Raw genomic sequence first — 18,974 nt, forward strand, 5'->3', positions numbered from 1 at the left:
GATGGCTGTCGGGCCACTCGTCGCGGCGTGCCGAGTCGGTTGCAATTGTCACGTGAAGAGACTGCACCCGGCCTGGCTCGTCGCCGCCGTCGCATTCGTCGCCCTGGTCGGCGCCGCGGGCTTCCGCGCGACGCCGGGCGTGCTGATCCACCCGCTGCACGACGAGTTCGGCTGGTCGCTGGGGACCATCTCGCTGGCCGTGTCCATCAACCTGCTGCTCTTCGGCCTGACCGCCCCGTTCGCGGCGGCGCTGATGGAGCGGTTCGGCATCCGCCGGGTCGTCGCCTATGCGCTGCTGCTCGTCTCCGCGGGCAGCGGCCTGACGGTGTTCATGAAGCACAGCTGGGAGCTCATCGCGCTGTGGGGCGTGCTCGTCGGCCTCGGCACCGGCTCGATGGCCCTGGCCTTCGTGGCCACCGTCACCGGCCGCTGGTTCGTCAAGCGCCGGGGCCTGATCACCGGCGTCCTGACCGCGGGCGGCGCGGCCGGCCAGCTCGTGTTCCTGCCGCTGCTGGCCCTGCTCACCGACGCCCACGGCTGGCGCACCGCCGCCCTCACCGTCGCCGGCGCCGCCCTGGCCGTCGTGCCGCTCGTCCTCTGGCGCCTCCGCGACCACCCGTACGACCTCGGCGTCACGGCCTACGGGTCCGACGGTGACGTGACCCCGCCCCCACCGGCCACGACCGGCGCGGCCCGCCGAGCCCTCGGCGCCCTGCGCACGGCCGCCCGCGTGCCCGCGTTCTGGCTGCTGGCGGGCGGCTTCGCGATCTGCGGCGCGACGACCAACGGCCTGATCGGCACCCACTTCATCCCGGCCGCCCACGACCACGGCATGGCCGAGCCGACCGCCGCCTCGCTGCTGGCCCTGATCGGCCTGTTCGACATCGCGGGCACCATCGCCTCCGGCTGGCTGACCGACCGCATGGACAGCCGGGCGCTGCTGGGCTGGTACTACGCGCTGCGCGGGCTGTCACTGCTGGTCCTACCGGTGCTCTTCGCGGCCACGGTCCGTCCGAGCATGCTGGTGTTCATCCTGTTCTACGGGCTTGACTGGGTCGCGACGGTACCCCCGACAGTCGCCCTCTGCCGCGAGTACTTCGGCGCCAGCGGCCCCGTGGTCTTCGGCTGGGTCTTCGCCTCCCACCAGTTCGGCGCCGCGATCGCCGCGACCGCCACGGGCCTGCTGCGCGACCGCCTGGGCAACTACGACCTGGCCTGGTACATAGCCGGCGGCCTCTCCATCACCGCCGCGGCGCTGTCCCTGCTGCTCTTCCGCACCCGCCGGTCCGCACCGGCCCCGACTCCGCAGGTGGTCACGGCGGCGGCCTGATGCCGTCCGTGCACAACGGCCGGATCCGCTCTCGGATCCGGCCGTTGTTGCCACCCGGCTCGACGTTGCCAGCCGGCTCCGATAAGTCGGGCGCTCCGCGCCGCGACTTATCAATTATTTCGTAGTATTTTGCGCTCTGACCGTTTTACGAGGAATCTAGGCTTTCCGACGACGGCTTGCGAACAGCAGCCCTCCGCCGCCGAACACGGTCGCGAGCCCCAGCTGCAGCATCGCCGCGATCGGCGCGCCGGTGACCGCGAGCCCGCCGCCACCGCCGGCGGCAGCGACGGTGATCGCCATCTTCAGGCTGTGCGGCAGCCCGTTCGGCCCGACCCCCGCGGCCACGAGCGAGTGCGCGCCGACCACGAGGTCCGGCGGCACCCGCACCGGCTTGGAGAAGTTGCCCTGCCCGTCGGTGACGGCGGTCCCGAGCTCGATCGGCTGGGAGTACACGACGATCGTCGCGGTCGAGTAGGGCATGAAGCCCGTCCCGATCACCACGATGTCCTGCCCCGGCTCGGCCGTCTTGATGATCCCCTGGTCGGTCGTCAGCGTCAGGTCGGTGTCGGGCGGCGTGGCCGGAATCGTCGGCGCGGTCGGCGTGGCCTGGTTGGACGGCCCGGCCGCGCTGGAGTCACCGAGCGGATTGTTGGTGACGACAGTGACGGTGTACGTCACGCCCGCCGTCCCGCCCATGACGCACGACGTGGCCGCGGCCGATGTGGTCGTGCACTTCGCCGGCCCGGGGTTGGCGAACGCGGTGTACCCGGTCACGCCCGTGACGTCCCCGGGCGCGACCCAGCTGACGCTTATCGAGGACACGCCACCGGTCGCGGTGACCGACGACGGTGCCGGGATCGGCGCGCCGACCGTGAACGTCCGCGGCACCTGCGTGGCCATGGCCCAGGTCGTGTCGCCCGCCTGGTCGGCCAGGACGGTGCACGACCCCGGGGCCACGAGCGTGGCCGTGCTGCCGGAGACGGTGCAGACCGACGGCGTGGAGCTCGAGAACGCCACCGGCAGCCCCGAGGTCGCCGACGCGACGAGCCCGACCGAGCCCTTCGACACCGACCAGTCGGCCGGGGCGGTGAAGTCGATGGTCTGCGGCTTGAGCCGGACGCGCAGGCTGGGCCCGCACTCCCCCTCGGTCCGGTGCCGCCGCCGGCTCTCGGCGCAGCCGCCGCTCATGCGGGCCGCGACGCCCACCGGATCGGCGATCACCGTGTCGTCGAGCTCATAGGTGCCCGCGATGGAGCTGGTGATCGGCACCGTGAACGAGCAGTTGGCTGCGGCCCCGGTCAGCGAGCCGCCGGCCAGCGTGAAGAAGGTCGAGCCGGCCGCCGCCGTCACCGTGCCGCCGCACGTGTTGCCCGTGCTGCCGCCGGTGCCGACGGTCAGACCGCTCGGCAGGTTGAGCCGGAACCCGAGGCCGCTCGACACCGCCGTCGCGTTCATGTCGGTGCGGTCCAGCCCGACGGTCAGCGAGCTGCTGTCCATCACCACGATCTGGTAGGGCGAGATGTTGGCCCCGACCCGCGCCGGCGCGGTGGTGACGGTGAGCGTCTGCGTGGTCTGGCCGGTGGTCAGTCCGGTCAGGTTGCTGTACTGCGCGGACGTCAGCGAATACGACCCGGACGCCTCGGCCACGACCGGGAACGTGATCGTGCAGTCCTCCTGCACATCGGGCATCGAGATCCCATTCACGACCAGCGCGGTGCTGCCCGGGCTGGTCACGATGCTTGTCGTGCTGCATGTCGACACCTCGCTGCCCTGCGCCCGCCACAGGGCTCCGCCGCCGGGAAGCGTGATCGTGAAGTCCATCCCGCTGACCGTTGAGCAGGTGATGCCCTTGCTGACGGTGGCGACGAGCGTCGTCGTCTGGTGGTCGTCGACCGTTGCGTCGCCCCACACCGCCGAGACGGTGACGCCGGCGCTCTCGGCACAGGCGAACGCCCGCGCGCCCGGCTTGGCCGCGGCTTTGCCGGCACTCAGCCCGGTCGCCGCCTTGTCCGCGACGTCGGCCCGGCCCTTGCTGTCGCCCGTGACCGGCTGGACGTCCAGGTGCTTCTTGACGTCCTTGTCCGGCTTCTGCTGCCCGCCGTCCTTACCGGGCTTCGTGACCGTGTGCGGCTTGTCCGCCCGGTGGGCTTTCGCCGCCTTCTGCGGCTTGGCGGCGGTGTCGTGAGCGTGCGTCCTGCTCTTGGCGGCGGCGTGGGCCGGCCCGGCCGCCGCCGCGAAGCTCGTCTGTGGCACGGCCAGCACGCCGCAGGTGGCGAGCAGCGCCACCGCAACCCAGCGTGTCGGCCGGGCCCCCTTCTGCCGAAACATCTGTGGTTCCCCCCGTCGGGGCGTCCGTGCCACCTCGAGCACGGAATGCCCTGCTGGAGAATTTACGGCAAATATCCGATTTACTCCGGGTCGAGCCGATAATCCAGGTCCGGAGAAATGGTGAGCGTGTCCATCTGCGCCCGCTGCAGTCGCCCCGAGTAATCCCAGTTCATCGACTGCCACCGGGTGAACTGGTCGAGCACCCATACCCCGGACTGCCGGCTCCCGTTGCCCGAACGTCCGTTGCCCCCGAACGGCAGGTGCGCCTCCGCCCCCGACGTCGAGTTGTTGATGCTGACCATGCCCGCCCGGGTCCCGCGGCGAAACTCGAACGCCTTGCGCGGGTCGGTCGTGTAGATCGCGGCCGACAGCCCGTAACCCGGCGCGTCGGCGAGCTCGATCGCCTCCTCGAGCGTGGAGTACCGCGTGACGCCCACCATCGGGCCGAACGTCTCCTGCTGGAAGATCTTGTCCTCCGGGCGCACGCCGTGGACGAGCACCGGGTGGTAGAACAGCCCGGCCGCCGGGTCGCCGACGAAGCCGGCCCGCGGGTTGTCCGCCGTGATCCGCCCGGTGCCCGACGATCCGGAGACCCGGTGGTGGTCCTCGATCCAGTCCAGGAAGCCGTCGTACCGCTCGGCGAACCGCTCGCTCATCAGTGGCCCGTAGAGCACCGACGGGTCGGCCGGGTCACCGACGACCGCGCCCTGCACCGCGTCCTCCAGCCGCCGGGTGAACTCGTCGAGCACGCTGTCGTGGACGATGAGCGTGCCGAGCGAGGTGCAGCGCTGGCCCGCGGTGCCGAAGCCGGCGAAGAGCGCGCCGTGCACCGCCAGGTCGAGGTCGGCGTCCTCGGTGATGACCATCGGGTTCTTGCCGCCGAGCTCCAGGCACGCGCTCTGCAGGTGCCGGCCGGCGAGCTCGCCGATGCGGGCGCCGACCTCGGACGAGCCGGTGAATCCGATCTTGTCGATGAGCCCCTCACGCAGGCCCGCCTCCAGCCCCGCGTAGGTGTTGGGGCCATCGGAGTACACCACCTCGAAAACGCCCTTGGGAACGCCCGCACGCCGGATCAGCTCGGCGAACGCCTCGGCACACGCGGCGGCGTACTCGGCCGGCTTCCATACGACGGCGTTGCCGCAGAGGAGGGCCGGCACGAGGTACCAGCTGGGGACCGCCACCGGGAAGTTGCCGGCGGTCACGATGGCCGCCACGCCAACCGGCACCCGGAAGGTGAACAGCTGCTTGTCGGGCATCTCGCTGGGCACCGTCTGCCCGTAGAGCCGCCGCCCCTCGCCGAGGAAGAAGTCGCAGGTGTCGACGATCTCCTGCACTTCGCCCCGGGCCTCGGTGAGCGTCTTGCCGACCTCGCGGGTGACGAGGGCCGAGAGAGCCTCGAAGTTGGCCTCGACCAGGCGGCCGAGGTTGGCCACGACCCGCCCGCGGACCGGTGCCGGCACGTCGGCCCAGGCTTTCTGCGCCCGGCGGGCGGAGCGGCAGGCGGCGGCGAAGGTGTCGGCGTCGGCCAGCGCGACCTCGGCGACGACGTCGTCCAGGCGCGACGGGTTGAGCGAGGCAACGCGGTTGCCGGTGGCCGCAGCGGGTTGGCCGCCGACGGTCGAGGTGATGAGGCGCTTCATGCGTCTTATCTAACTGGTCGCCGCCGCCGGACCGAAGGCCAACCGCCCGCCTATCCGGTCGTCTCGGCCGGATCGAAGGCCAACCGCCCGCCGAACTGGTCGCGCAGCCGCTCGTCGTAGTAGTCCGCGGTGTCCGCAACCCAGTCGCAGGCGTTGCTGAGCTCGATCGGGTCAAGCGTCGAGGCGAGCATCTCCACCGCCGCGAACACACTGCCGTCGCGCCAGAACAGCCGGATGAAGTTGAGCCGCCCGTTGAGGTCGTTCAGCTCCACCAGCAGCTCCGGCGTGCGCTCCAACTCCCGCAGCACCGGCGAGAACACCCGCACGAACGGCGGCTCGCTGGCGATCAGGCGCAGATACACCACCGCCGTGCCGCTGCGGATCGCGACAGGCGTCGAGACCAGGTCAGCCGGCACCTCCGGCCCACCGAGGTAGTCCGTGACGAGCCCGTGCACCCTCGCCCGTAAGGCGTCGTCTATCGACACGCGTCCACGATACAAAAGGCGTTCACCCGCTCTTACCGGGCCGTCCGGGCGGCAGGAACCCTCGGCGGCGGGCCTCCTTCACCCAGCGGTGCGCCGTGCTGACCGGCACCCCGTGCTGATCGGCCAGGTCACAGGCCGGGCGGGGCGACTCCTGCGCATACTCGAGATACACGTCCGCCACCCGGCGGTAGAACACGTCGGGCCGGCCGCGCAGCCGCACCGACTCGGGCGCCGCCGTCCGCACGACCGCGAGAGCCGGCTCCACCATCTCCCAGCCGATGTCCGCGGCGAGCGGCGGTCCCACCGGCGCCTCGCGAACGCGAACCACCGCTGTCGTACTTCCCGCCACCTCATCCGCCGCCAGCTGCGCATTGGCCGCCGCCTCGATCCGCCCGACGGGGATGGCGCGCAGGAGTTCCGCACTCGGCGTCCCGTCGATGCGCAGCCCGGTCAGCACCAGCCGCCCGCCCGCGCCGACCGCGACGCGCACCAGGACCGTCCCGGCCAGCGGAGGCTCGTCCTGGCGCCATTCGTACCAGCCGTCAGCGACTGGGAAGAGGCGGCCGCGCACGAGGCCAGGCTAGCCACATTTCCTCAAATCAACAATTGCGCTCACTTAGACGTCTAGATACGCTGATCTGGACCCACCAGCCACAAGGCGTTCGGGCGTCTCAGGCGACACATGTCTTGGGGGTGGAGACGCCTGTCGGCCCGCGGCGACTTCGGGGGTCGGTCGTGCGGTTCAGCTTTGGCTGAGCGCACAACCGCGCAGGCCGGTGGCTCGTCCGCGTCGAGATTCGGGGGACAACGGGGCGACGCGGACGGTGGCCGCCGAGCGGGGGCGCGTACAGGCGCGATCCGCTCGGCGGCGTCCAACTCCAAAGCTGCGGTCGCGGGGTCTCGCCGGGCCCCGCGGCCGCTTCTTTTGCGCTCCTGTCGTTTTCTTCTGTGCTCCCGTCGGTGCCGACGGCCGCCGCTCTCTTGATGGCCGTTGTTCGTGGTGGACGTGAAGCGCCCCCGCCGGTCCATTGACACGACGGGGGCGCTTCGGTTCTGAGCGGTGTTGCCCGGTTCGGAGCGGTGCCGACTGCTACCAGGGCTGCGGCGCGGGAGGCGCCACGACCGGCGGGCGGTCATCGCAGGTGATCGTGTTCGGCAGCTCCCACGGCGCGAACCACGGGCCCGTGGTGCCGCCGCCGTCGTTGCCGCCCTGGTCGACGAGCGAGAACTCCGAGCCGGCCGGGGTGAAGTGGAACGAGCCGCAGTTGTTGATGCCGACCGCACCCACATTGCGGGCGTCGACGTTCTCGAACGTCGCCGACCCGGCCACGCGCGCCGAGACGACCGAGGTGCCGGTGCCGTCGACCTTGACGTCCTTGAAGTGGACGTTCGTGATCGAGTACTGGTCCTTCACCGGGAAGTCCACGACCATCATGATCGCGTTGTAGGTGTTGTCGAGGAAGTTGTCGCCGACGACCTGGACGTTCGCGTCCATGTTGCGCTCGAGGGCGTACAGCCAGATCGCGCCCAGGCCGATGTTCCAGTTGAGCTCGTAGGTGCCGGCCCGGACCGTGGTGTTGTCGGTGACCTTGATCGTCCCGGCGAACGGCTGGGCGCCGAAGCGGGTGCCCAGGTGCAGTGCACTGCCCTCGCGGATCGGGTCCGCGACCAGGTTGCCGGAGACCGTGATGTCCTTGCCGCCGTAGATCGCGATGCCGTTGGCCAGCGTCGGGGTCTGCACGGTGTTGTGGTCGAACGTGTTGTTCGCGTTCGTGGTCGTCTCCGCCCACATCGCCAGCGCGTCGTCACCCGTGTTGCGGAAGAAGCTGTTCGACACGGACGAGTTCGTGACGCCGGTGTGGAAGTTGAGCCCGTCGGCGATCTGGTCGACCACCGTGGTGTTGGTGACCTTCGTGTTGTTCATCGGGCCGTCGAACCACAGGCCCACCTTCGTGTGCTGGATGTACAGCCCGTCGACGGTGGAGTCCGACAGCGCCCCGCCGACGCCGTTGACCTGGTCGGTGTCGATGCGCTCGCGCACGTCACCGACGATCGAGAAGCCCGACAGGTGCACGTTGCGGCTGCCGCCGTCCTGCGCGTACTTGCCGTAGAACCCGACACCGGTGTGGATCGACTTGTCGGGCGCGGGCGTGCTGAGCGCAACCTCGTGCCCCTTGATGATCGTGTACCACGAGCCGGCGCCCTCGATCGTCACGTTGTCGACGATGATGTGCCGGTTCACCTGGTATGTGCCCGGCGGGACGTACACCTTCAGATGCGTCCACTTGGCGAACGCGATCGCCATGTCGAACGCGTCAGCCGAGTCGCGCTTGCCGGTCGGGTCGGCCCCGAAGAACAGCACGTTCGACGCCACCAGGTCGAGCTTCGGCGCGCCGACGAGCTGCGAGTCGAGCAGGTCGATCGCGGTCCACGCCGCGTTGCTGCCGCTGGGAACGCTCAGCCGGACCTTGTCGCCCGCCTTGTACGTCCGGCCGAGCAGCAGCCGCTGCTCATCGTAGAAGTGGAACGGCCGGAACGGCTTGGTGATCTGCGGCGCCGGCGACGTGGCGGCCGGCACGCACGCGCACTCGGTGATCCACCAGTCGGGGTGCAGCAGCCCCGCGTTCGGGTCGTTGCTGAACGGATACTGGTTGTACAGCCACGAGTACTGCGACGTCAGCGTCATCGTCTGCTTGGACTTGCCGTTGACCGTCACATCCAGCGGCGCGGTGATCCCGCCGCCGTTCGCAGCGTCCGGAATGCTGTAGCGGACGTTTATCGCGTTCGCCGAGCTGGGCAGCGTGAACTCGACGTACTGCCCGGGCGCGAGCTTCACCGCCGACCGGCCGGACGCCTCCGCCGGCAGCGTGTAGGCCGTGCGGTCCGGCCCGATGACCACCCCGTTGGTCGCGGCCTTCTCCGCCTCCTGCTCGGCGAAGCCGACGTTGGCGCCCCGGCCCGCGACGAGCGCAGGGTCCAGGCCCGCCCGCGTCACGGCCGGCGCCGCCGACGCGGCAAATGCGGTGGTCCCACCGGCGACGATGACCCCAAGGCCGACAGCGGCCGCGGTCGCCGCCGCGGACCACCGCGATGGTAATCCTGTGGTGCTCCGTGACATCGATTGACTCGTTTCTCTCGGGTAGGCGGCGCACCCAGATGCATCGAGTTGGCGGAACGTTCGAGCGGGGGGTGGCGGGTTTGGCAAACCTCGACGCTCGAGGCGGGATGGGAGCGGACGCCATGGAGGTGAAGGTGACAGTAGGTCGGCCGCACCCCCTTGCACAAGGTCTAGCGCGATAATTGCGCAACCCTGCCGCCTTCTTGCACAACCGAATGCCCGAATTACCCCGCGGCCGCCGCTCCCACAACCCCGGCGCAGATGCGGGCCAGATCAACGTCATCGGTCACGTACGGCGGCATCGTGTACACCAGGTCTCGGAACGGCCGCAGCCAAACCCCCAGCTCAACCGCGGCCCGGGTCGCCGCCGCCATATCCACGTCATGGTCGAGCTGCACGACCCCGATCGCCCCCAGCACCCGCACGTCCCGCACCCCGGGCACCGCCCGTGCCGGCGCGAGGCCGGCGACCAGGCCCGACTCGATCCGCCGCACGTTGCCCGCCCAGTCCCCGCCGAGCAGCAGCTCGATCGAGGCGTTGGCCACCGCCGACGACAGCGGATTGCCCATGAACGTCGGCCCGTGAGCCAGCACCGGCAGCTCCCCCCGGCTGATGCCCTGCGCCACGCGCGGCACGCACAGGGTGGCCCCCATCGACAGGTACCCGCCGGTCAGCGCCTTCCCCACACACAGCACATCGGGTGCGACCCCGGCCAGGTCCGCCGCGAACAACGCCCCGGTCCGCCCGAACCCGGTGGCGATCTCGTCGAACACCAGCAGCACGTCGTGCTCGTCGGCGAGCTCGCGCAGCGCGGTGAGGTACTGCGGACTGTGAAAGCGCATCCCCCCGGCCCCCTGCACCACCGGCTCGACAATGATCCCGGCGATCTCGTCCCGGTGCTCGCGCAGGGTCTCGGCGACGAGGTCGACGTAGCCGGGGTCGTACTCGACCGGCGGCATCGGCACGAAGACCTGCTCGGGCAGCACGCCGCGCCAGAGGCTGTGCATTCCGCCGTCGGGATCGGTCACCGACATCGGGTGGAACGTGTCGCCGTGATACCCGCCGCGCCAGGTAAGCATCCGCCGCTTCCCCGGCCGCCCCATCGAGCGGTGGTACTGCAGGCACATCTTGATCGCGACCTCGACCGACACCGATCCGGAGTCGCACAGGAACACATGCCGCAGCGGCCCGGGCGTGATATCGACGAGCGTCTTCGCCAGCCGCACCGCCGGCTCGTGGGTCAGCCCGCCGAACATGACGTGACTCACCCGACCGACCTGCTCGATCACCGCCGCGTCGAGCACCGGGTGCCGATACCCGTGAATCGCCGCCCACCACGACGACATCCCGTCGACGAGCTCCCGTCCATCCGCGAGCGTCAGCCGCACGCCCGATGCCGACGAGACGACCAGCGGGGGCTGGACGGCCGGCATCGGCGCGTACGGGTGCCAGACATGCTCGCGGTCGAGCGCGACCACCTCGTCGAGGTCCTCAATCGCCACGGCCAGACGATAAACAGCTTCTCCGTGGGTACCGCGAATCAGCCCTGCGCCTGCGTGATGTTCACCATCCACTGGACCCCGAACTGGTCGACGCAGGAGCCGAACTCATCGCCCCACATCTGCTTCTCCAGGGGCATCGACACCTTGCCGCTGGACGAGAGCTTCTCCCAGTACCCCCGCAGCTCGTCGCCGTCGGTCCCGCTGAGGCTGATCGTGATGTTGTCACCCGGGCTGAGCGTCATGTTGGGAGGCGTGTCGGAGGCCATGAGCGTGTATCCGCTTGGCGTCTCCAGCTGGCCGTGCATGATCTGCTCGGCCAGCGAGGTGTCGTCGGAGCCGAACTGCCCGAACGTATTCAGCCGCAGCTCACCGCCGAAGACGGCCTGGTAGAACTCCATCGCCTGGCGAGCGTTCCCCCGGAAGTTGATGTACGGGTTGAGCACGGAAGCCACAGCAAACTCCTTCGGTCGTGTGACGTGCACAATTTCCCGCAGCCTAGTTCCGCCACCCGGCCCCTGACGCGCTTTGCCCGGAACGTTCACGCTCAGGCCGCTCCTTGCGCAGCCAGCGCGTCCCCGAGCGCGGTCCGCCGGTACAGGACCGACCGACCGGCCCGAGCGGAGTCCACCAGACCACACCTCCTGAGCACAGCCAGATGATCCCCGACGGCACCGACCGCCAGCCCGAGCCGCCCGGCCAGCTGCGTAGTGCTCCCCGGCTCCTCCAGCGCCAGCAGAACCCGAGCCCGGGACTGCCCGACCAGCTCACCGAGCGCCCCACCACCACCCGCCTCCTTCTCCCAGAGCGCCCCCACCCCGCGCGCCGGATACACGAGCGCCCGCCGCCAGGGCTCCTCGGTGTACGCCCCGATCCCCGGCCAGATCAGCGCGGACGGCATCAACAGGAGCCCTTCCCCGTCAGACGGCACAACCCGCACCCCGTCCCGAGCCGGGCCGCCCCCGTCGTCCGGCCACCGAACCCGGGCCGCGTCCGCCGGGTCGGGCCGATCGGCCACCTCTACCGCCCCGTCCCGCCAGCGAACCCGCCGATGCAGCCCCGAGAACGCCGCCGCCCAGCCGCCTTCGCCCAGCCGTCCCGCGCGGTAGACCACGTCGCTCTCGCAGATCGCCCGCAGCTGCGGCCACTCCGGCGCCAGCAGCTCGCGCCAGGCGATCTCCAGTGCCGTGGCCAGCCGGTCGACCACCGCGTCGGAGCGCAGCACTTCCCGGGCATCGGCGCCGACCCGCGGCCCTTGAGCCAGCGCCCGCTCGATCTCCCGCCGTGCCACCGGCAACGGCGTCGCCCGCACCGTCGCGAGGTCGGCGGCGATGGTCTGCTGCATCCCGGCGGGCGGCGGCCCGATGAAGTCCGCCCCGTACCACACGGTGTGCAGCGCAACCACCGCGTCGAGCTCGGTCTCGGCCAGCAGCCGCGCGTAGACCGGCCGCAGCCGCGCGAACGGCCCGAGCGGCGCCAGCCCGTTCAGCCGCCGCAGCAGCCCGCCGAGCTCGAACAGCGGCGACACCGCGAACCGCGTCCGCAGCAGGTCCTCCGCGGCCACCTCAAGCCGGAGCATCTCTCGACCTTACGTCCGTGGACGTAAAAGTCCCCCCGAGCCGCGGACCCGGCGAGCCTGAGTCCATGACCACGTACTCGGCTGTGCTGCGCGACCACACGTTCCGCGTCCTCTTCGGCACCAGGACCCTGAGCGTCCTGGCCGACACCCTGCGGATCGTCGCGCTGTCGCTGCTCGTCTACGCGGCCACCGACTCGCCGGCGCTGGCCGCCCTCGCGTACGGCATCGGGTTCCTGCCCCAGCTCGCCGGAGCCAGCCTGCTCGGAGCCCTGGCCGACCGCGTCCGCCCGCGCCGGCTGATCGTGCTTGGCTATCTCGCCGAGGCCGCCGTTGCCGCGGTCCTGGCGACCGTCGCCCTCCCGGTCTGGGCCGCGCTCACCCTTGTCGCGGCGGCCGCTCTGCTCACCCCGGTGTTCATGGGCGCCCAGAACTCGCTCATCGCCGAGACGCTGACCGGCGACGCCTACGTCCTGGGCCGCTCGCTGGCCAACGTCGCTTCTTCGCTGGCCCAGCTGATCGGGATGGCGGGCGCCGGCATCGCGGTCGCCACCCTCGGCGGACGCAACGCCATGCTGCTGGCCGCGCTCGGCCACATCATCGCCGCCGCGTGGACCCACCTCTCCCTGCCCGACTTCCCGGCCCCGCGGCACCACCGGTCCGAAGCCCGGCGCGCACCCGGGACCGGGTTGGCCGCCGCCAGCTGGAAGGGCAACGCGGCCCTCCTGCGCGACCGCACCGTCCGCCGCCTGCTCCTCGTCCAGTGGCTCCCGCCGGCGTTCATCACCGGCGCCGAGGCCCTCATGGTCCCGTACGCGGCCACTCGTGGCTTCCCCGCCGGCGCCGCCGGCTGGCTCCTGGCCGCGATCCCGGTCGGCATGGTCGCCGGCAACGTGGTCGTCGGGCGGCTCCTCGCCCCTACCCGCCGCGAGCGCCTGGTCCCGGCGCTCATCGCGCTCATGGGCCTCCCGTGCCTGGCCTTCGCCGCCCCGGTGTCGTGGGGCCTCTCCTGGCCGGTACTGGCCGCCGCCCTGGTCGTGGTCGGCGTCGGCTTCGCCTTCGGCCTGGGTGTGCAGGCCGCCTTCCGCGACGCGCTCCCCGCCGACGGCCGCGGCCAGGCGTTCGGCCTGCTCAGCACCGGCCTCATGACCGCGCAGGGCCTCCTGCCCGCGCTGGCCGGCCTCCTGGCCGAAGCGCTGCCGACGGGCCTGGTCATCGCCCTCCTCGGCACGGCCACCCTCCTGGCCGCCGTCACCGCCGTCGCAAGACAGACCAGCTCGCGCCCACCGGCACCGGCGCACGTCGCCTAGAAGAACGCGCCGGGCTCGGGACGGCCGGTGGGCAGCCCGGCGGAGCGGCGGCCGTTTGTCGTCGCCCCGCGGGCGTAGCCGGGGCACGCCCTGGTCGTACGCCAGTCGATGCGAATTGGCCGTTCTGCGCCAGGCCGGCCACGGGCATCGTGTGGACATGATCTCCGTCGGTGCGGTGGTGGGTGTCGCGCTCGTGGCGCTCGGGATGGTGCTCACACCCGGGCCCAACATGATGTACCTGATCTCGCGCAGCATCACGCAGGGGCGTCGGGCCGGGATCACGTCGCTGGGCGGCGTCGCTGTCGGGTTTCTCGTGTACCTGGCGCTCGCGGCGACCGGGCTCTCCGTGGTGTTCGCCGCCGTGCCCGCGCTGTACACGACGGTCAAGCTGGCCGGGGCGGCGTACCTGGCGTACCTGGCCTGGCAGGCGGTCCGGCCCGGTGGCGCGTCCGTGTTCACGCCGGTCGAGCTGGAGCCGGACTCGAACCGGCGGCTGTTCACCATGGGGCTGATGACGAACCTGCTCAACCCCAAGGCCGCCATCATGTACGCGTCCCTCATCCCCCAGTTCGTCGACGTGCACGCCGGCCATCTCGTGGCCCAGGCGTTCCTGCTCGGCGGGGTGCAGATCGTCGTCAGCCTGCTCGTGAACACCGGCATCGTGTGCGCGGCCGGGAGCATCGCGGCGTTCCTGGCCCGGAGGCCGGCCTGGCTGCGCGTCCAGCGGTACGTCACCGGCACCCTGCTGGGGCTGATCGCCGTCAAGCTGGCGACCGACAGGGCGCGACCCGTCGTGGTGTAGAGATGGTGATGTGACGGTCGAGGAGGAGCTGCGCACGCTCGCGCCGCAGGTGCTGGGCATCCTGATCCGGCGCTACGGGCAGTTCGACGCGTGCGAGGACGCCGTGCAGGAGGCCCTCCTGGCGGCCGCGCTGCAGTGGCCCGCCGAGGGCACGCCGGCCAACCCGCGCGGCTGGCTCATCACCGTCGCGGTGCGGCGCCTGACCGACCAGTTCCGCTCCGAGGACGCCCGCCGGCGCCGTGAGGTGGCGGTCGCCGCGCTCGAACCGGAGCCGTCCGACGCGGTACCCGACCGCGACGACACCCTCACCCTGCTCTTCCTGTGCTGCCACCCGGCCCTGTCACCGGCGTCGCAGCTCGCCCTGACCCTGCGTGCGGTCGGCGGCCTCACCACCGCCGAGATCGCCAACGCCTTCCTCGTCCCCGAGGCCACCATGGCCCAGCGCATCAGCCGCGCGAAGGCCAAAATCAAGTCGGCGGGCGCCCGGTTCGCCCCGCCACCCCCGCAGGAGCGCGCCGCCCGCCTGGAGGTCGTGCTCCACGTCCTCTACCTCATCTTCAACGAGGGCTACACGGCCAGCTCCGGCACCGACCTCCACCGCGGTGACCTCACCGCCGAGGCCATCCGCCTGACCCGTGAGGTCCACCGGCTGCTCCCGGCGGACGGTGAGGTGGCCGGCCTGCTGGCGCTCATGCTCCTGACCGACGCCCGCCGCCCGGCGCGCACGCTCGCGGACGGCACCCTGGTCCCGCTGGCCGAGCAGGACCGCACACTCTGGCTGCGCCCGATGATCGACGAGGGCACCGAGCTCATCACGCGCACGCTGCCGCAGGGGCAGACCGGCCCTTACCAGCTCCAGGCCGCGATCGCCGCCGTCCACGACGAGGCCCCCGACGCCGCAGCGACCGACTGGCCGCAGATCCTGGCCCTCTACCAGCTCCTGGCGCACGCCGTCCCCAACCCCGTCATCACCCTGAACCACGCGGTCGCCCTCGCCATGGTCAAGGGCCCGGAGGCGGGGCTGCAGCTCCTGGCCACCCTCGACTCCGACGACCGCATGGCCGCCAACCACCGCTTGGCCGCGGTGCGCGCGCATCTGCTGGAGATGGCCGGATCGCACGCAGAGGCCCGCGAGTGGTACGCCCTCGCCGCCAAGCGCACCACCAGCCTTCCCGAGCAGCGCTACCTCGAGCAGAAGGCCGCCGCGATCCCTCTTGACTTGTGAACCAACGCGTTTGTGAACCCGAGCCTAGGCACCGGGTACGACACTTCCGCCCCCAACGAACCGGCGGGGTGCGAACGAACCGCACCCCGCCGAAAACCCGCCGAAACCAGCCATCCGAAGCCGCCGACAGAGGCCGCCAGAGGGCGAAGAAAGCCGCCAGAGGCGCCGAACTACCTACCGCCCACGCACCATGTTGATGAGACCGCGGATCACCTTGATGACGCCGTAGATGATCGGCCCCCAGGCCACGACGTACACGGGGATGTCGGCAACGTAGGTGATCACCGTGATCGCGATGCCGCCACCCATCCAGAGCAGACCCGAGATCAGCTCCTGCTGCCCCTGCGACCCACGCTTGACCTCCGCCCCCGGCTGCGGGGCCACATAGGGCGGCTGGCCGAAAGCCTGCGGCTGTCCGTAAGGCTGCTGCCCATACGGCTGCTGTTGCTGCCCGTACGCCGGCTGCCCATAACCCTGCTGCGGCGGCCCGTAAGCCGGCGGCGCCGAGTTCGGAGGCTGCCCATAAGCGGGCTGCCCATAAGCCGGCGGCGCGGAGGCGGGCTGTCCATAGGCCGGCGGCCCGGAAGCAGGCGGAGCAGAAGCGGGCGACGCAGAGGTGGGCGGCGCGGAAGCGGGCGGCGCAGAGGTGGGCGGCTGCCCGTAGGGAGCCTGCGGCTGCCCCCAGGCCGGAGGGGCAGGCGGCCCGGACGGCGCAGGCGGCGCCGAGTACGGCTGCTGCCCATAAGGCTGAGTGGAGTCCTGAGGGGAGTTCGAGGGGTAACCAGGTTGCATGCCAGTGGTCCTGTCAGGTGATCGGTAGGCCGTGGCGACTCAGCGCCGCGATGAGCTGGTCAGGGAACTCGTCGAAGAGGCGGGTCCGGCCGCGCTGCCGCCCCCGCCGAGCGCCGACTCCGGTCCGAGGGTCGCCGCCAGGCGCCCGGACCTTCCCGTTGTGTCGGTAGACGAGGTCCCCACTGAAGACAAAGTAAGCAGGATCGCCCGCGGCCGACGCGGCCCGGCCGACGCCGGGCAAGGTAATGCCCCCGTAGGTCACCGCGTCCTCCCCGTGTCATCGGCAACCGGCCCGCGCGGGGCCTAGCGCACGATAACAGCCGATCACCTGTGACAAAACCAATCGCCGCTCCTCATGGTGCCGAGAGGAGCGGCGATCGCGGGGTGCAGACAACTGGGCTCGGCGCCGTCGAGGCCTTCCTTGCACTCAACGGCGCCGAGGTCTCAGGGGTTAGGGGAAGCGTTTCCTAGTAGGCCGGTCGGCGCCGGGAACCCCGCGATCCGCGGAACATCCGGAAGGCGGCGATGGCACCGATGGCGACGGCGAGCCCGGCGACCGCCCAGATCGCATCGGGATGGAAAGTCGCATCGGTGGCACCGCCCTTCGCCGCCGATGACGCAGCGCTCACCGGCTCCGGCAGCGCCGCGAAGTTGACGTTGCCGATGCTCTCCAGCAGTGTCATGTGCTTCATCACGACGTTTACCGCCGTTTGGGCGAAGGTGCGGACCAGCTCGTTACGGGTACCGGAGCGGATCTGCGAAACGAGAGCGAAGACCTTGCCGTGGGCGGCGCGCAGGCGATTCGAGAAGACATCGTCGAACTGCTGCGGCGTCGCCGCGGCGTTCATCTCGTTGAGCCAGCCCTGCTGCTCGTCACTCGGTTTGTCCGGCAGGGGTACCCCGAGCTGCGCGGACACCTGCCGCACCTGCTGGTCGAGGCCCTTGTGGTCGGTGGCGAGCTGGCGGCCGACCTCCTTGACGCGCTCATCGGCGGCCTTGGTCTGCGCCATGGTGCCGGCCGGACCTTCCCAGAGCCCGGCCTGGCGCACCTTGGTCAGGAACTCGCGGTCGACCGGGCCCAGCGGGCCGAAGCTCGTCATGGAGTAGCCGGCGGGCAGGGCGGTGCCGGTCGCCTGCGGGCCGGTCGCCGCCACCTGCACGGGGTTGTTGCCCTGGGCTGCGTTGTACCCGGCCGCCGGCGCCGTCTGTTTCGCATCCGCCGAGCCCGCCTGGCCTCCGGTCAGTGCGGTGCGCACAGAGGGCACGGCCATACCGATGCCCGCGGCCGCGACGATGAGCAGCCACCAGGGCCACGCTCGGCGGCGCGACCACGGCCGGGGTGCGGCTCCTTCGGGCTCGACGGAGTACATCAGTAGCCGCCGGTTCCGCCGTCACCGTTCGTGGTGGCCTCGGCCGAGGCGGCCGGCGGCTGCACCGCGGTGGGAGCGGGCGTGGGCAGGCAGGTCAGGTTCTTCTTGCCGGTGGGGTCGACGACGAACCAGACGCCACCGACGTTCTGGCCTTTCCAGGCGCCCGGCTTGGGGTCGCCGATATAGCGGTACACGGGCCAGCCGGCCAGCGTGATCTGGCGGGATCCGTCGGCGCGGGTCACGGTACCGACGACTGAGGGGTCCACACCGGAGAGGTCGGGGTTGCCGTCGGTGGTCGCCGGCGGCCAGACCTGCGCGCACTTGTCGACGCAGTTCGACTTCGGGGGCTTGGCGGTGTCCTTGTCGAAGCGGTACAGGACGAAGCCGTCCTGGTCGGTGACAACCTTGCCCATCTTCGGGATCGACGCGGCCTTCAGCGTCGTGGTCAGCGGCACGGCCGGCGTCGACGCGACCGGGGCGAGGCTCTCGCCGCCGACCTCGTTCAGGGCCGGGACCTGCTGCTGCGCCGAGACGTCGTTGGTGTTGTCGGTGTTCGCGCCGGGGGGCGCGCACGCGGTCAGGGCGGCCAGCGCGGCCGCCGCCGCGGCGCATCCCGCCACGGTGGCGGTGAGCCTGGTTGCTGCCACTGGATCCTCCTCGGTTGGCGTATTTCGTGTTCCGCCCGGTGGTACGTGGGGCGGGTGGGGCCGAGACTGAAGGATCCACAGTGGACAAATTCACAAACATTGCGGTGAATTTCTTCGAACCCTCGCGAGTCCGGCCCCGTACAAGTGGGACGAAGCACGAAACGCCCGAACGCGGGTCAGCGGTTAAACCGGCAAATACCCCGTCGGGCGATAAGTCCGATATGTCGCGGCGCGGAGCGCCCGACATATCGTCACCCCGCCGACAACGGTCACCGGCCGGCGTTGTTGCGGGCGTCGAGCGCCGCGCGCAGCGAGCGGAGTGCGTAGTACACCCGGGACTTGGCGGTGCCCAGCGGCAGGCCCAGGAGCTCGGCGACCTCGTTCACGGTGCGGTCGCGCAGGTAGGTCTCGACCAGGATCTCCCGGTGCGCGCGCGAGAGGCTGCGCAGCGCGTCCATGACGACCATGTTGGCCAGGACGCGCTCGGTCTCGTCGGACTGGGTGATGTCGGTCATCCAGAGTTCGTCGAGGTCCTGACCGTAGGTCTCGCCCACGCGGGCGCTCGCGCTGCGGTGCTCGTCGATGGCGATGCGGCGGGCGACGGTGAAGAGCCACGGGCGCAGGGAGCCGACCGCGTTGTGGTCGAAGCGGTCCGCGTTGCGCCAGGCCCGCAGCAGGGTCTCCTGCACGATGTCCTCGGCCCGCTGGCGGTCGCCGCCGGTGAGGCGGGCCACGAAGCGGAGCAGGGCGTCGGCGTGCTCGCGGTACAGGGCGACGAGCAGCTCGTCGTCGGCATCGCGGGCGGGGGCGGGCCGTTGAGTGCGGGATCCGTATGCCTCAATCATCAACGTC

16 protein-coding genes are annotated in these 18,974 nt (G+C 71.1%); 4 read left to right on the forward strand and 12 right to left on the reverse strand.

Annotated features, from left to right (window positions below; all coding sequences use genetic code 11):
• Position 1 precedes the first annotated feature (1 nt).
• Positions 2 to 1,330 (forward strand): MFS transporter, encoded by a 1,329-nt coding sequence (locus Dvina_RS52545; RefSeq protein ID WP_223106212.1) that lies wholly within the window; start codon positions 2 to 4, stop codon positions 1,328 to 1,330.
• Positions 1,331 to 1,486: 156 nt separating this feature from the next.
• Here the strand turns inward: Dvina_RS52545 and Dvina_RS52550 are convergent, their stop codons facing one another.
• The 8 genes from Dvina_RS52550 to Dvina_RS52585 form a co-directional block, all read right to left on the reverse strand.
• Positions 1,487 to 3,616: a DUF7933 domain-containing protein gene (locus Dvina_RS52550; RefSeq protein WP_223099876.1), complete on the reverse strand. Its 2,130-nt coding sequence runs from the start codon at positions 3,614 to 3,616 to the stop codon at positions 1,487 to 1,489.
• 122 nt (positions 3,617 to 3,738) lie between these two features.
• Entirely contained in the window at positions 3,739 to 5,298 is a 1,560-nt protein-coding gene (locus tag Dvina_RS52555) for an aldehyde dehydrogenase family protein (RefSeq protein WP_223099878.1), read from the reverse strand.
• A gap of 50 nt (positions 5,299 to 5,348) precedes the next feature.
• Complete coding sequence (locus Dvina_RS52560; protein ID WP_223099880.1) at positions 5,349 to 5,783, reverse strand: T3SS (YopN, CesT) and YbjN peptide-binding chaperone 1; 435 nt, start codon at positions 5,781 to 5,783, stop codon at positions 5,349 to 5,351.
• A 22-nt stretch (positions 5,784 to 5,805) separates the two neighbouring features.
• Complete coding sequence (locus tag Dvina_RS52565) at positions 5,806 to 6,354, reverse strand: hypothetical protein (protein WP_223099882.1); 549 nt, start codon at positions 6,352 to 6,354, stop codon at positions 5,806 to 5,808.
• Between the two features lie 519 nt (positions 6,355 to 6,873).
• Complete coding sequence (locus Dvina_RS52570; RefSeq protein WP_223099884.1) at positions 6,874 to 8,901, reverse strand: glycosyl hydrolase family 28-related protein; 2,028 nt, start codon at positions 8,899 to 8,901, stop codon at positions 6,874 to 6,876.
• Positions 8,902 to 9,125: 224 nt separating this feature from the next.
• Positions 9,126 to 10,334, reverse strand: a complete 1,209-nt coding sequence (locus tag Dvina_RS52575) for an adenosylmethionine--8-amino-7-oxononanoate transaminase (protein WP_425516578.1) — start codon at positions 10,332 to 10,334, stop codon at positions 9,126 to 9,128.
• A 107-nt stretch (positions 10,335 to 10,441) separates the two neighbouring features.
• Positions 10,442 to 10,855, reverse strand: a complete 414-nt coding sequence (locus tag Dvina_RS52580; RefSeq protein ID WP_223099886.1) for a VOC family protein — start codon at positions 10,853 to 10,855, stop codon at positions 10,442 to 10,444.
• Positions 10,856 to 10,947: 92 nt separating this feature from the next.
• The gene (locus Dvina_RS52585) at positions 10,948 to 11,979 is read right to left on the reverse strand and encodes a winged helix-turn-helix domain-containing protein (protein ID WP_223099888.1); all 1,032 of its coding nucleotides are present in this window, start codon (positions 11,977 to 11,979) and stop codon (positions 10,948 to 10,950) included.
• 65 nt (positions 11,980 to 12,044) lie between these two features.
• Here Dvina_RS52585 and Dvina_RS52590 point away from each other — a divergent pair, with 65 nt between their 5' ends.
• From Dvina_RS52590 to Dvina_RS52600, 3 genes are all read left to right on the forward strand, one after another.
• The gene (locus Dvina_RS52590) at positions 12,045 to 13,286 is read left to right on the forward strand and encodes an MFS transporter (RefSeq protein WP_223099890.1); all 1,242 of its coding nucleotides are present in this window, start codon (positions 12,045 to 12,047) and stop codon (positions 13,284 to 13,286) included.
• 157 nt (positions 13,287 to 13,443) lie between these two features.
• Positions 13,444 to 14,088 (forward strand): LysE family translocator, encoded by a 645-nt coding sequence (locus Dvina_RS52595; RefSeq protein WP_223099892.1) that lies wholly within the window; start codon positions 13,444 to 13,446, stop codon positions 14,086 to 14,088.
• 10 nt (positions 14,089 to 14,098) lie between these two features.
• Positions 14,099 to 15,313 carry an RNA polymerase sigma factor gene (locus tag Dvina_RS52600; protein WP_223099894.1) on the forward strand — a complete coding sequence of 405 codons (1,215 nt, stop codon included), beginning with the start codon at positions 14,099 to 14,101 and terminating at the stop codon, positions 15,311 to 15,313.
• Positions 15,314 to 15,487: 174 nt separating this feature from the next.
• Here the strand turns inward: Dvina_RS52600 and Dvina_RS52605 are convergent, their stop codons facing one another.
• The 4 genes from Dvina_RS52605 to Dvina_RS52620 all read right to left on the reverse strand — a co-directional run bounded on the left by Dvina_RS52605 (position 15,488) and on the right by Dvina_RS52620 (position 18,967).
• Positions 15,488 to 15,697: a hypothetical protein gene (locus Dvina_RS52605; RefSeq protein ID WP_223099895.1), complete on the reverse strand. Its 210-nt coding sequence runs from the start codon at positions 15,695 to 15,697 to the stop codon at positions 15,488 to 15,490.
• A gap of 875 nt (positions 15,698 to 16,572) precedes the next feature.
• Positions 16,573 to 17,475, reverse strand: coding sequence for a DUF4142 domain-containing protein (locus Dvina_RS52610; protein WP_223099897.1), 903 nt, complete (start codon positions 17,473 to 17,475; stop codon positions 16,573 to 16,575).
• Entirely contained in the window at positions 17,475 to 18,122 is a 648-nt protein-coding gene (locus tag Dvina_RS52615) for a COG4315 family predicted lipoprotein (RefSeq protein ID WP_246655888.1), read from the reverse strand. Before Dvina_RS52615 ends, Dvina_RS52610 begins: the two co-directional genes overlap by 1 nt.
• Positions 18,123 to 18,391: 269 nt before the next feature.
• The gene (locus Dvina_RS52620; RefSeq protein WP_223099899.1) at positions 18,392 to 18,967 is read right to left on the reverse strand and encodes a sigma-70 family RNA polymerase sigma factor; all 576 of its coding nucleotides are present in this window, start codon (positions 18,965 to 18,967) and stop codon (positions 18,392 to 18,394) included.
• Between the last annotated feature and the right edge of the window lie 7 nt (positions 18,968 to 18,974).

It is taken from the genome of Dactylosporangium vinaceum, from assembly GCF_019904175.1.
In the GTDB taxonomy this organism is placed as follows: Bacteria; Actinomycetota; Actinomycetes; order Mycobacteriales; family Micromonosporaceae; genus Dactylosporangium; species Dactylosporangium vinaceum.

Excerpts from the sequence above, each read along its gene's own strand:
- Dvina_RS52575 (WP_425516578.1), bottom strand. The coding sequence starts at position 10,334 with ATGCCGGCCGTCCAGCCCCCGCTGGTCGTCTCGTCGGCATCGGGCGTG.
- Dvina_RS52545 (WP_223106212.1), top strand. The coding sequence starts at position 2 with ATGGCTGTCGGGCCACTCGTCGCGGCGTGCCGAGTCGGTTGCAATTGT.
- Dvina_RS52555 (WP_223099878.1), bottom strand. The coding sequence starts at position 5,298 with ATGAAGCGCCTCATCACCTCGACCGTCGGCGGCCAACCCGCTGCGGCC.
- Dvina_RS52585 (WP_223099888.1), bottom strand. The coding sequence starts at position 11,979 with ATGCTCCGGCTTGAGGTGGCCGCGGAGGACCTGCTGCGGACGCGGTTC.
- Dvina_RS52620 (WP_223099899.1), bottom strand. The coding sequence starts at position 18,967 with ATGATTGAGGCATACGGATCCCGCACTCAACGGCCCGCCCCCGCCCGC.
- Dvina_RS52570 (WP_223099884.1), bottom strand. The coding sequence starts at position 8,901 with ATGTCACGGAGCACCACAGGATTACCATCGCGGTGGTCCGCGGCGGCG.
- Dvina_RS52595 (WP_223099892.1), top strand. The coding sequence starts at position 13,444 with ATGATCTCCGTCGGTGCGGTGGTGGGTGTCGCGCTCGTGGCGCTCGGG.
- Dvina_RS52590 (WP_223099890.1), top strand. The coding sequence starts at position 12,045 with ATGACCACGTACTCGGCTGTGCTGCGCGACCACACGTTCCGCGTCCTC.
- Dvina_RS52610 (WP_223099897.1), bottom strand. The coding sequence starts at position 17,475 with ATGTACTCCGTCGAGCCCGAAGGAGCCGCACCCCGGCCGTGGTCGCGC.